This window comes from Mesorhizobium sp. LjNodule214, assembly GCF_964252735.1.
Classification (GTDB): Bacteria; Pseudomonadota; Alphaproteobacteria; order Rhizobiales; family Rhizobiaceae; genus Mesorhizobium.
On the sequence record NZ_CAXUPE020000001.1, the window covers coordinates 1,338,232 to 1,352,135 of the forward strand.

Here is a 13,904-nt window from a genome sequence, read left to right on the forward strand (position 1 = left end):
CCGGCTATCAATATCGCCGCCGCCAGCGCCTTCCGATGACGCTCGAACGCTGTCGGCGCCCGTTCCCAATTGTAACGCATACTAACTACTCCCTAGGCCCCCGGCAACTTTTAGCTTACCTTGGGGAACAAAAGCAACTCTCGGCTGCGTTGCTTCGCCGGCTTGACAAGGCCTGCCATTGATCGGCACGTACAATGATCGATGAATTTGGGGGTTCCAATGAAGAAAACTTACGAAAAGCCTGTGTTGACCAAGCGCGAGAAACTGTCGAACGTGGCGGCTACGGTTGCCAGCAGGTAGCTGACGCAAGAAGCCCGCTTCACGATAGAAGCGGCCCGACGATAGACAGCACCGCGCTGCCGCGCTAATTGCTCTCCAGCTAATGTACATGGTCTGGGGAGGGCCCATGGTCGAAATCGCTTCTGAAATGGTTCTGCGGCTGGCGGACGACGCCTCGGTGCAGCATGTCGGCGACGGCGCCGTCGTGCTTCTGGCGCGCAGCGGCCAGCTCTATACCTGCAACGGCACCACCGAAGCTTTTCTCGACAAGGTCGACGGCGCGCGCAGCCTCGACCAGATCGTCGATCTGCTGTCCGACGAGTTCGAGGTCGACAAGGATATGCTCGATCAGGACATGGCGGCCCTGGCCGCCGAACTGGTGACGGAAGGTATCCTCGCCGATCCGGGGGCGTGATGGCTGACGGACCGTTCCTGCGCGCGCTGTTTCGTGCCCATCTATGGGCCAGCGCGCGGCTGATGCCGGTGCTGATCGGCCAGCGCGATTTCGAGACCGTGCTGAAATGGGCGCCGCTCAGCGCGCCGACCCCCTATCTCGGCCTGCCCTCCTCCTACATCGTCGCCAGCGTCAACCGCACGGTCAGGCATCCCTGGCTGATGCGCGACCGCAGGTGTCTCAGGGAAGGCCTGCTAGCGCATCGGTTCCTGCGCCTTGCCGGCTTCGACCCGGATCTGCGCTTCGGCGTCGACCCGAAATCGATGCATGCGCCACGCATGTCGGCGCATTGCTGGGTCTGCCTCGACGGCCGGCCGGTGGTCAGCGACAGCCTGCCCGGCATGGTGGAGATCTATCGTCACCACGCCGAGGGCAAAACCGCTTGAGCGGCTCGGCCGCAGATGCCTGCTATGCCCTTGACGGACAGGTCATCGGTGTCTCGGCCGAACGCGCCGAACTGTGGCGGGAGTTGGACCGCATGCTCGGCACCTTGCGCATCACCAGTCCGGTAGAGCCGGGTTTTCACGTCAGCGTCGTCGAGACGCTTTCACTGCCCGAGACGCCGGACGGGACACTCGCCTTTGACGGCGAGGTGCCCGAGGACGGCCATTGCCGCATGATCGACGGCGGCGACATCGTCCATCTGATTTTCCCCGGCCGCCAGACAGTCTCGATCCATGCCGGCGAGCGTCGGGCCGAAATCCACGTCCGCCCGGATGCCAAGATTGCCTGGACGCTCTGGATGCTGGTCCTCGACGCCGCGCTCGATGCCGGCGGCCAGCATATGCTGCACACGGCCGGCCTGACGCTGCCTGACAGCGATGCCCTGGTTCTCATCCATGCGCCCAGCGGCACCGGCAAGACGACGACATCGCTCGCTCTGGCTTCGCAGGGCTTCGGCCTTTGCTCCGACGATGCCATGATCCTGAATGTGGCGTCAGACAAGGCCGTCGCCTGGGGCCTGCCGCGCCATGTGAAGATCCACCGCAGGACGGCCGAGCTGGTCCCGCTCGTCGGGCCCTGCCTCGGTCCCTCCTGGGACCGCAATGGCGAACAGGCCGTTTCGCTCGAGCACCTCGGCAAGTTCATCCGCGTCGAAGGCCCCGGTGCCCGGCCGGTCGCCGCACTCTTCCATCTTGCACGCTCGGCCGATGGCCAGAACCGGCTGGTTGCGATAGCCAGGACCGATGCCATGGTGGCGCTGGCCGCTGACAATGTCAGGACCGGCATGACCGGCCTGCTGCCGCTGCAGAAGCGCCGGCTGGCGACGATCGCCAGGCTGGTATCGACGGTTCCGACCTTTACCCTGGAGGTGGGCGCACAACCGGCCGACGCGGCATCCTTGATCCGCTCGGCGTTAGCCGGCTGAAGGCCGGGATCGGCTGACCGGGCTTGTTCGGGGTCAGGCGCGATATGGCCTTGGCTTCGCCAATCTCTGGACCCAGCGGAAGGCATCGCGTCGCAGGCGCGAACGCATCCTGTCCCTTGAATTGACGCCGAGCAGCGTATCCCTGGTGATCAGCCATCTGGCGAGCCGGATGCCGAGATCGGGCCTGATCCGGTTGGCGAGTTCGAGTGCGCGGGGCGCGTCGAACAGCCGGCCGGTCACATCGAGCACGGTCGCCAGTTCAAGCTCGATCCCGGTCATGCGCGCCGCCTCGAGCAGGCGTGCTTCCGCATCAGGCGTCTGCAGCGCCCGCACCCCTTGCAGCACGTCGACGCAAAGCTGCAGCCGGTGGAACTTGTGTCCGCCCGAAGCGTGGACGATGGCGATGGTGAGCAGGGCGGCCGGCGTGTCGGTTTCATCACCGTCGATCGCGTGCAGTTCCTTGAATCCCAGCGACAGCCGACGCCGCATGCCGGAATCATGCACCAGATTGCCATGCAGCTCGACCAGCAGGCTGGAATTCTCCTTCTCCAGCCATTTGAACTCCTGCAGATCTTGCGACTGGACTTCGCCGCTGCACAGCCGGAAACCGGATGCCGCGATCACCCGGTTGGCGTCGTTGAGACGGGCCGGCTCGACCAGGATGTCTATGTCGGTAAAGGGGCGGTCGACGACATTGCGGTACAGCTTTCGCGCAAAGACCGGACCCTTGACGATCCGCGCCGGGATCTTGTCCGCGGCGAGCGCCTTCATGATGCGGTCGCCATGGTATTGCAGCAGCATCGATTGTCCGGTGATCAACGTCGACTTCTGGCGCAGATCGGATAGCGTCTCCTGCAAGCCGGCATCCCGAGGCATATGCGCGTCGCCGCACTCCTGCAGTTTGCGCAGCATGATCGGCAGCACGCCGTGAAATTCGGCATTGGCCAGCAGGGCCAACAAAGTTTTAGCTGTCGGAACCTCGGCCGTTCGAGCCTCCGGGTCCGCATAGTTCAGCAGCAGATTTTCATCGGCGGGCGCAAGTGGTGGCAGCATCAACCCTGTCGGCGTTTTGCGCATTGGAAGACAATGTTGCGAATATGGTTGCAGAAAAGCACCACGGAAACCAGTGCGGCGGTGCCGAAACTGGCGCCAGAATTGACGTGGCCAAGGGTCATCCTCCATTCTTGGCGCAGAATCGGAGGTTATTCGGATGACCAAGAAGAAGTATGTGGCGCCGGTGCTGTGCAAGGCCGGCAGATTGTCCAGCGTCACGGCGGGTAACGGCAGCTCAGGCCCGGTACTCTGATCCAAGGATTTTGACGGCCGCCTGACAGACCGTCGCGGTGCGGGCTACATTCCCCGGCGCAGCGCAGCTGTATGCACGGGCGCGTCCCACAATGCGGTCGTCTCGGCGTCGAGCATGGTCAGCGTGATCGAGCAGCCGGCCATGTCGAGTGATGTGACATAGGATCCGACCAGCGAGCGGGTCACTGTCACCCCGTGCTTCTCGAAAATTGTCCGGGCGCTGTTGTACATCAGGTAAAGCTCCATCAGCGGCGTGCCGCCGAAGCCGTTGACGAACAACAGCGCCGAGCCTTTCGCCTGGTCGCCGAGATCGCCCAGAATCGCGGTACAAATCTCCTCGGCTATGGCATCGGCGCTCTTCAAGGCATCGCGTCGCCTGCCGGGCTCGCCATGGATACCGACACCGAACTCCATCTCGCCATCGCCGATATCGAAGGTCGGTTTGCCTGCCGCCGGTACCGTGCAGCTGGTCAAGGCCACGCCCATCGAACGCGCCGCGCCATTGACGCGTTCGCCCAGTGCCTTCAGCGCTTCCAGCCCCATGCCTTGCTCCGCCGCCGCGCCGAGGATCTTCTCGACCACCAGCGTGCCGGCGACGCCGCGCCTGCCGGTCGTGTAGGACGAATTCTCGACCGCGACGTCGTCATTGGTCACCACCTGCATGACGCCCTCCGACATTTCGGCCGCCATGTCGAAATTCATCACGTCGCCTTCATAGTTCTTGACGATGAACAGGCAGCCGGCGCCGGTGTCGACGGCCTGCGCCGCCGCCAGCATCTGGTCCGGCGTCGGCGAGGTGAACACCTGGCCGGGGCAGGCGGCATCCAGCATGCCGTGCCCGACCAGCCCGCCATGCAACGGTTCGTGGCCCGAGCCGCCGCCCGAGATCAGCCCCACCTTGCCCGGCTTCAGCACCTTGCGGCGGACGAATTTGTGCTCCTCGCCCAGCACAAGGATGTCGGCATGGGCGGCGACGAAGCCATCGAGGCTTTCGGTCAGCATCGTGTCCACCGAATTCAGGAATTTCTTCATGGTGTCCTCCCGACACACTTTTGCTTAGGACGGTCAGCCGCTGCCCTTGCCGGCGATGCTGGTGATCTTCTGGATGAAATCGTTGATTGCACGGTCGAGCGCCGCGTTCTGCTTGTCGTCGCCGAAATCGGGAACGATCAGCGACACATGCCGAGTCTTGCGCAGACCCGATGCCACCGACATCTTGCCTGGATGCGCCTGGTGGTAAGCGGTGAGAAACTGGTCGCGCTCGGCCTGACTGAAGTGGCAGACGGAAAAGATAGCCGGCAAATGTTTCGATGGGATCGGGATCGAATAGGCCGGGCTGGAGATCTGGGTGACGAAGCTGCGATGCTTGCCGAGCGCATCGGCAAGGCGCTGGCGCATGCCGGACGGGCGCTGGTCGATGACATGCGACAGGATCGTCTTGTAGGCGCGGATCGCTTCTTCCGAACCGGGTTCAGGTGTCTTGTCGACCATGCCGGCGCCTAGACGGTTACGTCCGCGATGGCCGCCTTGGCCATGGCGAGTTGAGCCTGCGCCACCGAGAGATCGCGCAGGCCGGCTTCGAGCAGCGCCGGGATCGATGCCGGGTCGCCGCCGGCATCGCCGCACAGGCTGACCGGTATTCTCCGCTCCTCGCCGAAGGCCACGACCGAGGCGATCAGCCGGAGCACGGCCGGATGCCTGACCGAATTCAGATGCGCGACCGAAGCATTGTCGCGCGCCGCCGCCATCACATATTGCGTCAAATCGTTCGAACCGATCGAGAAGAAGGCGACATCGGCGAACGCCTCGGGCGCGATCGCCACGGACGGCACCTCGACCATGATGCCGAGCGGCGGCATTTTGTGCGCGACACCGCGCGCGGCAAGCCCGGCCTGCTCCTCCGTGAACAGGGCTGCGGCGCGCGTATATTCGTCAGTGACGGCAATCATCGGAAACATCACCTTCAGATTGCCGTGGACGGCGGCGCGCAGCAATGCCCGCATCTGCACGCGGAGGATTTCGGGCCGCGCCAGCGACAGCCTGATGCCGCGCAAGCCGAGGAACGGGTTGCCTTCCTCGACCGTGAAGCCCGGCACCGGCTTGTCGCCGCCGGCATCGACGGTGCGGATGGTCACCGGTTTTTCTCCGGCCCATTCCAGCACCTTGCGATAGGCACGGTACTGCGTCTCCTCGTCCGGCAATGTCTTGCCAAACAGGAACTCGGTGCGCATCAGCCCGACGCCGTCGCAGGTGGCGATATCGATGCCGTCGACGTCGGACGGATCGGCGATGTTGACCTGAACCCGCACAGCCGTGCCGGCCTTCGTCACTGCCGGCCGCGCCAGATAGGTTTCCGCCTTGTCGCGGCGTGCCGCGAAGGACGACGACGACCGGCGGAACGCCTCGATCTCGGCCGCCGACGGCGACAGCACAATGCCGCCATGCTCGGCGTCGAGCAGGGCCACGCCGACGGGATTGGCCGGCGAAGCGCTTGGCCCTGCCGCCCCAAGCCCGACAACCATCGGCACGCCGCGCGAGCGCGCCAGCATGGCGACATGGCTGGCGGCACTTCCGGCTTTCAGCGCGATGCCGCCGCCAGAGCTCCAGTCGGTTTCGAGAAAGCGTGTCGGCGCGATGTCCTCGCCATAGAAGATGGCGCCGGCAGGTGCCGCGCTCTCGTCGTCCTCGGTCAAAGCGCGCAGCACTTGGTCCCTGATATCGCGCAGGTCGGCGGCGCGCGCCCGGAAATAGTCCTGGTCGGAAGTCTCGTAGCCGGCGATTTCGGTATCCAGTGCCTGTCGCCATGCCGCATCGGCAGGTTGACCGGAGGCGATCGCCGCAAAAGCCGGGCCGCTCAGCGCGTCGTCTTCCAGCATGGCGATCTGGAATTCGAGGATCCCGGCGGCCTCGTTGTCGGCGGTCTCGATCAGGCCGCCAAGCCGCCTTGTCGCCATGCCGATTGCTGTCTCCAGCGCCGCCCTTTCATCAGCTACGGTCGCCTTGACGGTGTAGTGCGAGGCGGTGCGGTCGAGACTGAACAGCGGCCCCTCGGCGTAGCCGGCCGAGGCGGAAATCCCCTGCAGCCTAAGCGGTTCGGGCATGGTCCGCGCCCTCGTCGAAATCGCGCCGAACCAGCTCGACCAGCGCCCCGACCGCCTCTCCGGCGCCGTCCCCTTTGGCCCGGATATGCAGCAGCGTGCCTTTCGGCGCCTTGGCCGCCATCACCTTGACGATGCTCTTGGCGTCGAACCACGGCCCGTTGGCGGCGAGCGCCACCTCGACCTCGGCTGCAAACGTCTTGGCGAGCTTGGTGAACTTCACCGAAGGGCGCGCGTGCAGACCGACCGCGTGGGTGATCAGGACGGTGGCTTCGGTGGATGCGGACATGCTTGTCAAAATTCCTGTTTCACGACGGCGACAATTCGTGCGCCGTCGCCACTACTTCCTTGAGCGAGGCGCCGCCGGACGCCTCGGTCGCGGCCATCACCGCGCCTTCGACGATTGGTGCGTTGCAGACGACGATCTTCTGCGCGCGCGGCTCACCGATCATCTCCACCGCCATCTCCGAGTTGGTCTCGGCGCCGCCGAGATCGACGAGAATGGCCACACCCGCTTCCGACCAGGCCTTTTCGATCGCGCCCATGATCGCCTCGACGCTGGTTCCCAGCCCGCCATGGCCGTTTCCGCCGCACCATGCAAGCGGCACTTCGTCGCCGACCATCTGGCGCACCATGTCCGCCGTGCCTTGGGCGACCAGCGGCGAATGCGATACGATGACAATGCCGACATTGCTCATGCGTGCCTCTCGATTGTCTCGGCCACCGCCCGTACCAGCAGTGCGGTGGAGCGCGCCCCGGCGTCCATATGGCCGATCGAGCGGTCGCCGAGGAACGAGGCGCGCCCGCGCAAGGCCTTCATCGGCACCGTGGCTTGCGCCGCCTTGTCGGCAACGGCGACGATCTGAGCCGCTGTCTTTCTCTCGGCCAGCGCCTCATGCACCGGCTGCAGCACGTCGAGCATGGTTTTTTGTCCGGTTTGCGACTTGCCGCGCGCGGCCACGGCTTCGATGGCCTTGCCGAAGGCCGCGGTCAGCATGGCACGGTCCGGCTCGGCCGAAATCTCCTTGCCCAGCGCCATGAACAGAGTGCCGAACAGTGGTCCGGAAGCACCGCCGACGGTCATCACCAGCTTGGTGCCGATCGCCTTCAGCGCTTCCGGCAACGGCTTTGCCGCGAACGCCTCGGTCTCGGTACGCACCGCCTCGAAGCCGCGCTTCATATTCAGCCCATGGTCGCCGTCGCCGATCGCCTGGTCGAGCGCGGTCAGCTCGTCGGCATGCGCCGCGATCGTGTCCGCCACTGCTGCGATCAACCTGGATAGATCCGATGCCGCCATTGTCATGCTCCCGGCTCCTGCTCGGTCGGCAGTGTGGAAAGGATACGTGCCCGACATGTGCAGCATCGCCTTCCTGTCAGGCCGCCGCAAGCAAGGCGGCTGCGGCCGCGAAGACTTCGGCTACGGCACAGGCGCCGGGGTCGACGACGCCGTAGAGCTGGCTGCCGACATAAGCGGACCGTCCGGCCTTGGCCTTGCGCATGGCGGCAGTGGCCTCGGCGCCCCGCAGCGCCGCCGCCGCGGCGTCTTCCAGGCCGCCGGTGTCGAATGCTTTCAGGGCGGGCTCCAGAGCATCGATCATGGTGCGGTCGCCTGGCCTGGCGCCACCGTAAAAAGTCATCCGGTCAAGGCCGGCAAGCAGCGCCTTGCTCACGCTGGCGCCGCCCTCCAGCGCCTGTGCCGCGGCGGTGAAGAAGATCGACAGCAGCACCCCGCTGGAGCCGCCCATGGACTTGCTCAGAATATCGCCCACCTCGCCAAGAGTCGCGGCAGGGTCGGCGAGCGGCAGGGTGCCAAGCCGGTCGAGCACGCTGCGCGCGCCGGTCGCCACTGTCGAGCCGGTGTCGCCGTCTCCTGCCTTGGCATCCAGTGCGTTCAATGTCGCTTCAAGCGAGATCAGCCGCTCGCAGATGGTGACGACAAGGCGCTCGGTGTGCGCGTCCTTGCTGGCATCCCTGGCGGCGTGCCGAACAGGTGCACTTGCCACCGGCACGATCACCGGCGCACGAACGGCTCGCGCCGGCATCCAGGCGTGCGGCGCCACCGGCGCCCGCAGGGCCGCCTCGCGTCCCGTATCGAGACGGATCAGCGACAGCGAAAAGCCGTTCATGTTGAGCGCCGTCATCAACGGCCCTGGCCCGACGGTAAGCGCCACCCGTGCCGCCAGCGGCGAGGCAAGCACGGCATTGGCGACAAGCGCCATCTCGAGCGGTGGTACGGAGCCGAGATTGTTGATCAGCAACGCATAATCGGCTGCGGGATCGAGCCGCGCGGCGATGCGCTCCACCATGATCGCGACCAGCTTCTCGGCACTCTGCACGGCAATGCGTTCGACGCCCGGCTCGCCGTGAATGCCGAGGCCGAGCTCGCCGTCGTCGGCCCCCAGTCTTTCCTCGTGCGGCTGACCCGGGATCGAGCAGGACGAGAGCGAGATGCCGAGCGAAACGATATCGGCGGCCGCAGTGCGCGCCGCCGCCGCGACCGCCGTCAGATCATGGCCGGTCTCCGACAGGTGCCCGGCGATCTTGTGCACGAATAAGGTGCCGGCGACACCGCGCGGCTGGGCGATGTCGGGCAGCGCGATGTCGTCGGCGACGATGACCATCTCGACGCGAAAACCTTCGGCGCGCGCCTTCTCGGCGGCCAGGCCGAAATTGAGGCGATCGCCGGTATAGTTCTTGACGATGAGCAGGCAGCCGGCAGGGCCTGTGACGGCGCGAATGGCCGCCAGCACCGCTTCCACGCTCGGCGAGGCGAAGATCTCGCCCGAAACCGCGGCGGTCAGCATGCCCTTGCCGACAAAGCCGGCATGCGAGGGTTCATGGCCGGCGCCGCCACCCGACACGACACTCACCTTCGTCTTGTCCCAGTCGGCGCGCAGGATGACCTTTATCTCGGGATAGCCGTCGAGACGCGCCAAATCGCCGGCGCCGATTGTCCTGAGCAAACCGTCCAGCGCTTCGGTGACGATCGAGTCCCTGCGGTTGAAAAAGTGCTTCATCGAATTCGTCCCGTCCCGTGCCACGTCAGTCAATCAGAAATCCGGCGTTGCAAGGTCCCGGATGGAGAACACTTCGAACCGCTCACATCAGCCTCTGCCCGTCCGCACCGAAATAAAGCGGCGCCCGGTAGCGGATCGTGACCTTGTCGCCCTTTTCGAAAGACGTGTCGGGGTCGGTCAACGTCACCAGTCTTTTGGCCCCGACCGTCACATGCAGATGGTTCTGATCGCCCAGATGCTCGACCCAGTCAACGACGCCGTCGACATGGCCATTCGCCGCCTTGTCGATCGAAAGATGCTCGGTGCGAGCACCGATGGTCTTGGTTCCGGCCGGGGCGCCGCCGTCCGGCAGCAGCCCCGCCGGCAACAGATTGATCGCCGGCTGGCCAAGCCGTGCCGCGACATGAAGGTTTGCCGGCTCCGAATAGATCGTGCGCGGCGTGCCGATCTGCACCAGAACGCCATCGGCGAGGATGCCGATGCGGTCGGCCATGGTCATTGCCTCGATCTGGTCGTGGGTGACGTAGAGCATGGTGGCGCCGAGCTCGGCCTGGATGCGCTTCAGCTCGAGCCGGAGATCGCCGCGCAGCTTGGCGTCGAGCGACGATAGCGGCTCGTCCATCAGATAGATTGCCGGCTTGCGCACCAGCGCCCGGCCGATGGCGACGCGCTGCATCTCGCCGCCCGAGAGTTTCGTCGACCGGTTGGAGAGCTTGTGGTGGATGCGCACCATCCTGGCCACGTCCTCGACGCGGCGGCGGATCTGATCCTCCGGCATCTTTCGCGCCGGCGAACGCAGCGGGAAGGCAAGGTTGTCGTAGACCGACAGATGCGGATAGAGCGAGTATTGCTGGAAGACGAAGGCGGTGTCGCGCTCGGCCGGCGACAGCGCCGTGGCATTATGGCCGCCGATGTAGATCGTGCCGGCATCCGGCCGTTCCAGCCCGGCGATCAGCCGCAGCGTCGTCGTCTTGCCGGCGCCGGTCGGTCCGAGCAGCACGACGAATTCACCGTCGGCGATGTGCAGGTCGAGACCGCTCACGGCAAGCTGCTCGCCGAAGCTCTTGCTCACGTTTCTGATGTGCACGTCAGCCATGCTGCGCTCTCCCCTGGGAGGCCGAGTCATGGATCGCGGTTCTGACCGCGCGCCCTGACCCTTTGTCGAACAGCGACAGCCGCGCGCTGTTCAGCGAAAGGCCGACATGGTCGCCCGCGGCGAGCCGGATTTCGGCCGGCACCCGTGCCTTGATAATGCCGTCCGCGGTCTCCACCGCGACGATCTGCGTGGTGCCGAGATATTCGGTGCCGTAGATGGCGCCGCGCAGCTTCGAGCCATCGTCGAAGCGGATGTGTTCGGGACGGATGCCGAGCGCCATGTCGGCGGGCGCGACATCCTCGCGCACCTCCGGCACCGCCACCTTGGCGCCTTGCACGATGATCTCCTTCGCGCCCCTTGCCAGTCCACCGTCAAATGCCAGAAAATTCATCGGCGGCGAACCGATGAAATCGGCGACGAACATGGTTGCGGGACGATCGTAGATCTCACGCGGCGTGCCGAACTGCTCGATGACGCCATGGTTCATCACCGCGATCTTGTCGGCCATCGACATGGCTTCCATCTGGTCGTGGGTGACATAGACCGTGGTGGCATGGATGCGGTTGTGCAGCTCGCGCAGTTCATGGACCATCAAATCGCGGAATTCAGTATCAAGGGTCCCCAGCGGCTCGTCCATGAGGAAGCACTTTGGCCGGCGCACGATGGCGCGGCCGAGCGCGACGCGCTGGCGGTCGCCGCCGGCAAGGCCGGAGACGGATTTGTTGAGCAAATGGTCGATGCGCAGCAGCTTCGCCGTCTCTTCGACCCTGGTGCGGATTTCAGCGGAAGGCATTCCCTGCGCCAGCAGCGGAAAGCCGATGTTCTTGCGCACATTCATGTGCGGATAGAGCGCGAACAGCTGGAAGACGAAAGCGATGTCGCGCTCGCGGGCGCGTCGCATGGTGACGTCCTCGCCACCAAGCAGGATGTTGCCGCCGGTCGGCAATTCCAGCCCGGCGATCATGCGCAAGGTCGTCGTCTTGCCGCAGCCCGACGGCCCGAGCATGACGAAGAACTCGCCATCCTCGACGACAAAGCTGGAATCCTGCACGGCGACGAAATCGCCGAAGGCTTTCCTCAAATTCTGGACGCGGATTTCGGCCATCGTCTACTCCGGGAACTTCGAGACGACGATGAACATCGCCGTGCCGAAAAGCATGGTGATGAAGGAATAGGTGTAGAGCGACAGCGCGAAGGGTTGGAACAGCATCAGGAAGCCGATGGCGATGATCGCGGTGGCGATGTTTTCCATCAGTCCGCGCCGGGCCCAGGCAGGCCAGCGCGATTTGCGTTTCGTCGGTTGGGTCAGGCTCATTTGCGCACCGCGCCGAAGGTGATGCCGCGCAGCAATTGCTTGCGAAGCAGGATGGTGAAGACCAGGATCGGCACCAGGAAGATCGTCGTGCCGGCGGCCACCGCCGGCCAGTCCTGGCCGCCTTCGCCGATGATGGTCGGGATGAAGGGCGGTGCGGTCTGCGCCGTGCCGGACGTCAGGAGCGCTGCAAACGCATACTCGTTCCAGGCAAAGATCAGGCAGAAGATGGCGGTCGCCGCAATGCCGGTTGTCGCCTGCGGCAGCACCGTGCGCCAGAAGGCCTGCAGCCGCGTATAGCCGTCGATCATTGCCGCTTCCTCATATTCGCGCGGGATCTCGTCGATGAAGCCTTTCAGCAGCCACACCGCGAGCGACACGTTGACCGCCGTGTAGAGCAGGATCATGCCGAGCGCGGTGTCGGAGAGGCCGAGCTCGCGGTACATCAGATAGATCGGGATCGCGACCGCGATCGGCGGCATCATGCGCGTCGACAGGATGAAGAACAGAAGGTCGTCGGCCAAAGGCACCTTGAAGCGCGAGAAGCCGTAGGCCGACAGCGTGCCGAGGAACACCGCGCAGAAGGTCGAGCCGAAGGCGATGATCAGCGAGTTGACGAAGCGCGGCAGGAAGTTCGACGGGCCGGCGATCACCATGTTGCGCTTGCGCACCGTCTCGTCGCAGAAGCCGGTCGCCGGTCCGAGCGAGTTGATGTATTCCGGCGTCTGCCTGGTGCGGGTCGTGAACAGATTGCAATAGCCCTCGATGCTCGGCTGGAACACGACCTTCGGCGGATAGGCGATCGAGTCCGGCGGCGTCTTGAAGCTGGTGGCGAAGATCCACAGCAGCGGCACGATCGAGATCAGCGCATAGGCGACGATGATCGTGCCGGCGATGAGCTTCGCGTTTGCCGAAGGTGCGACGACGGAATGGGCTGTGGTCAGGCTCATCTCTGCTTCACCTTGTTCAGCGCCTTGACGTAGATGTTGGCCAGCCCGAACACCGCGACGAACAGGATGATGGCGAAGGCCGAGGAATAGCCGGTGCGCCAACTTTCGAAGGCCTGCCGCTTCAGCGTGATCGAAGCGACCTCGGTGGTCGAGCCCGGTCCGCCGCCGGTCAAGAGATTGACCATGTCGAACATCTTGAAATTCTCGATGCCGCGAAACAGCACCGCCAGCATGATGAAGGGCAGCGCCATCGGCAGCGTGATCGACCAGAACTGCCGCCAGTTGGAGGCGCGGTCGACCTCGGCGGCCTCATAGATGTATTCGGGGATCGAGCGCAGGCCGGCGAGGCAGATCAGCATCACGTAGGGCGTCCACATCCAGGTGTCGACGATGATGATCGACCACGGCGCCAGCGAGACGTTGGAGAGCATCTGGATGTTCGTCGGCGGAATGCCCGATACGAACGAGATGGCGTAGGCGAACAGGCCGATCTGCGGCTCGTAGAGGAAGCGCCAGAAATTGCCGACCACCGCCGGCGACAGCATCATCGGCACCAGGATGATCGTCGTCCAGAAGGCATGGCCGCGGAATTTGCGGTCGATCAGCCAGGCCAGTGCAAAGCCGATCAGCGTCTGCAAAAGGATGGTCCAGAACACGAAATGCGCCGTCGTCTGCATGGCGATCCAGATGTCCTGGTCGCCGAGAATGCGCCTGTAATTGGCGAGACCGAGATTCTTCACCACCTCATTCGGGCGGTTGGCCCGGTAGTTGGTGAAGGACAGGTAGATCGCCCAGAACAGCGGGAAGATGTTGATGGCGAGCAGCAACAGGATCGTCGGCGAGATGAACAGCCAGGCGAGGCCTTTGTCGCTGATGCCCCGGACTCGGCGGGCCAACGGCTCAGGCGTGGCCCGGGCAACGCTGTCCGCAGTCCGATTGAGCATGGTGAGTCCTGCTTCGGTCACTTTAAGTCTCGACAATGGAATTTATCTGAACTGCGTCCCGTGCCAAGGGCGGCACGGGA

Annotated in this window: 17 protein-coding genes; 4 read left to right on the plus strand and 13 right to left on the minus strand. The window is 64.7% G+C overall.

Features of this window, described 5'->3' with window-relative positions; genetic code table 11:
- Positions 1 to 406 precede the first annotated feature (406 nt).
- Genes ACSQ3Z_RS06460 through ACSQ3Z_RS06470 form a run of 3 tightly spaced genes read left to right on the plus strand, consistent with a single transcriptional unit; the run spans position 407 to position 2,102 of the window.
- Positions 407 to 694: a PqqD family protein gene (locus ACSQ3Z_RS06460; RefSeq protein WP_436170504.1), complete on the plus strand. Its 288-nt coding sequence runs from the start codon at positions 407 to 409 to the stop codon at positions 692 to 694.
- Positions 694 to 1,119: a lasso peptide biosynthesis B2 protein gene (locus ACSQ3Z_RS06465; RefSeq protein ID WP_436170505.1), complete on the plus strand. Its 426-nt coding sequence runs from the start codon at positions 694 to 696 to the stop codon at positions 1,117 to 1,119. The genes ACSQ3Z_RS06460 and ACSQ3Z_RS06465 overlap by 1 nt, the downstream gene beginning before the upstream one ends.
- A complete protein-coding gene (locus ACSQ3Z_RS06470; protein WP_436170506.1) occupies positions 1,116 to 2,102 on the plus strand; it encodes a serine kinase in 987 nt (328 codons plus the stop codon). The genes ACSQ3Z_RS06465 and ACSQ3Z_RS06470 overlap by 4 nt, the downstream gene beginning before the upstream one ends.
- A gap of 33 nt (positions 2,103 to 2,135) precedes the next feature.
- On the opposite strand, the gene ACSQ3Z_RS06475 is transcribed toward ACSQ3Z_RS06470, so the two are convergent.
- Positions 2,136 to 3,155: a nucleotidyltransferase family protein gene (locus ACSQ3Z_RS06475; protein WP_436170507.1), complete on the minus strand. Its 1,020-nt coding sequence runs from the start codon at positions 3,153 to 3,155 to the stop codon at positions 2,136 to 2,138.
- Positions 3,156 to 3,312: 157 nt separating this feature from the next.
- Between ACSQ3Z_RS06475 and ACSQ3Z_RS06480 the strand changes: the two genes are divergently transcribed.
- Positions 3,313 to 3,408: a putative RiPP precursor gene (locus ACSQ3Z_RS06480; protein ID WP_436170508.1), complete on the plus strand. Its 96-nt coding sequence runs from the start codon at positions 3,313 to 3,315 to the stop codon at positions 3,406 to 3,408.
- A 44-nt stretch (positions 3,409 to 3,452) separates the two neighbouring features.
- Here ACSQ3Z_RS06480 and dhaK read toward each other — a convergent pair whose 3' ends face one another.
- The 12 genes from dhaK to ACSQ3Z_RS06540 all read right to left on the minus strand — a co-directional run bounded on the left by dhaK (position 3,453) and on the right by ACSQ3Z_RS06540 (position 13,824).
- Positions 3,453 to 4,439: a dihydroxyacetone kinase subunit DhaK gene (dhaK, locus tag ACSQ3Z_RS06485; RefSeq protein ID WP_436170509.1), complete on the minus strand. Its 987-nt coding sequence runs from the start codon at positions 4,437 to 4,439 to the stop codon at positions 3,453 to 3,455.
- Between the two features lie 33 nt (positions 4,440 to 4,472).
- Positions 4,473 to 4,898, minus strand: a complete 426-nt coding sequence (locus tag ACSQ3Z_RS06490) for a hypothetical protein (protein ID WP_436170510.1) — start codon at positions 4,896 to 4,898, stop codon at positions 4,473 to 4,475.
- A gap of 8 nt (positions 4,899 to 4,906) precedes the next feature.
- Positions 4,907 to 6,508: a phosphoenolpyruvate--protein phosphotransferase gene (ptsP, locus tag ACSQ3Z_RS06495; RefSeq protein WP_436170511.1), complete on the minus strand. Its 1,602-nt coding sequence runs from the start codon at positions 6,506 to 6,508 to the stop codon at positions 4,907 to 4,909.
- A complete protein-coding gene (locus ACSQ3Z_RS06500) occupies positions 6,492 to 6,794 on the minus strand; it encodes an HPr family phosphocarrier protein (protein ID WP_436170512.1) in 303 nt (100 codons plus the stop codon). Before ACSQ3Z_RS06500 ends, ptsP begins: the two co-directional genes overlap by 17 nt.
- Before the next feature lie 19 nt (positions 6,795 to 6,813).
- Complete coding sequence (gene dhaM, locus ACSQ3Z_RS06505) at positions 6,814 to 7,203, minus strand: dihydroxyacetone kinase phosphoryl donor subunit DhaM (RefSeq protein WP_436170513.1); 390 nt, start codon at positions 7,201 to 7,203, stop codon at positions 6,814 to 6,816.
- Entirely contained in the window at positions 7,200 to 7,802 is a 603-nt protein-coding gene (gene dhaL, locus ACSQ3Z_RS06510) for a dihydroxyacetone kinase subunit DhaL (protein WP_436170514.1), read from the minus strand. The genes dhaM and dhaL overlap by 4 nt, the downstream gene beginning before the upstream one ends.
- 76 nt (positions 7,803 to 7,878) lie before the next feature.
- Positions 7,879 to 9,522, minus strand: coding sequence for a dihydroxyacetone kinase subunit DhaK (locus tag ACSQ3Z_RS06515; protein ID WP_436170515.1), 1,644 nt, complete (start codon positions 9,520 to 9,522; stop codon positions 7,879 to 7,881).
- A gap of 82 nt (positions 9,523 to 9,604) precedes the next feature.
- On the minus strand, positions 9,605 to 10,618 hold the full coding sequence (locus ACSQ3Z_RS06520; protein ID WP_436170516.1) for an ABC transporter ATP-binding protein: 1,014 nt from the start codon (positions 10,616 to 10,618) through the stop codon (positions 9,605 to 9,607).
- The gene (locus ACSQ3Z_RS06525; protein ID WP_436170517.1) at positions 10,611 to 11,723 is read right to left on the minus strand and encodes an ABC transporter ATP-binding protein; all 1,113 of its coding nucleotides are present in this window, start codon (positions 11,721 to 11,723) and stop codon (positions 10,611 to 10,613) included. Before ACSQ3Z_RS06525 ends, ACSQ3Z_RS06520 begins: the two co-directional genes overlap by 8 nt.
- 3 nt (positions 11,724 to 11,726) lie before the next feature.
- A complete protein-coding gene (locus ACSQ3Z_RS06530; RefSeq protein ID WP_436170518.1) occupies positions 11,727 to 11,933 on the minus strand; it encodes a hypothetical protein in 207 nt (68 codons plus the stop codon).
- Positions 11,930 to 12,880, minus strand: a complete 951-nt coding sequence (locus ACSQ3Z_RS06535; protein ID WP_120012003.1) for a carbohydrate ABC transporter permease — start codon at positions 12,878 to 12,880, stop codon at positions 11,930 to 11,932. Before ACSQ3Z_RS06535 ends, ACSQ3Z_RS06530 begins: the two co-directional genes overlap by 4 nt.
- The gene (locus tag ACSQ3Z_RS06540) at positions 12,877 to 13,824 is read right to left on the minus strand and encodes a carbohydrate ABC transporter permease (protein WP_436171849.1); all 948 of its coding nucleotides are present in this window, start codon (positions 13,822 to 13,824) and stop codon (positions 12,877 to 12,879) included. The genes ACSQ3Z_RS06535 and ACSQ3Z_RS06540 overlap by 4 nt, the downstream gene beginning before the upstream one ends.
- Positions 13,825 to 13,904 lie beyond the last annotated feature (80 nt).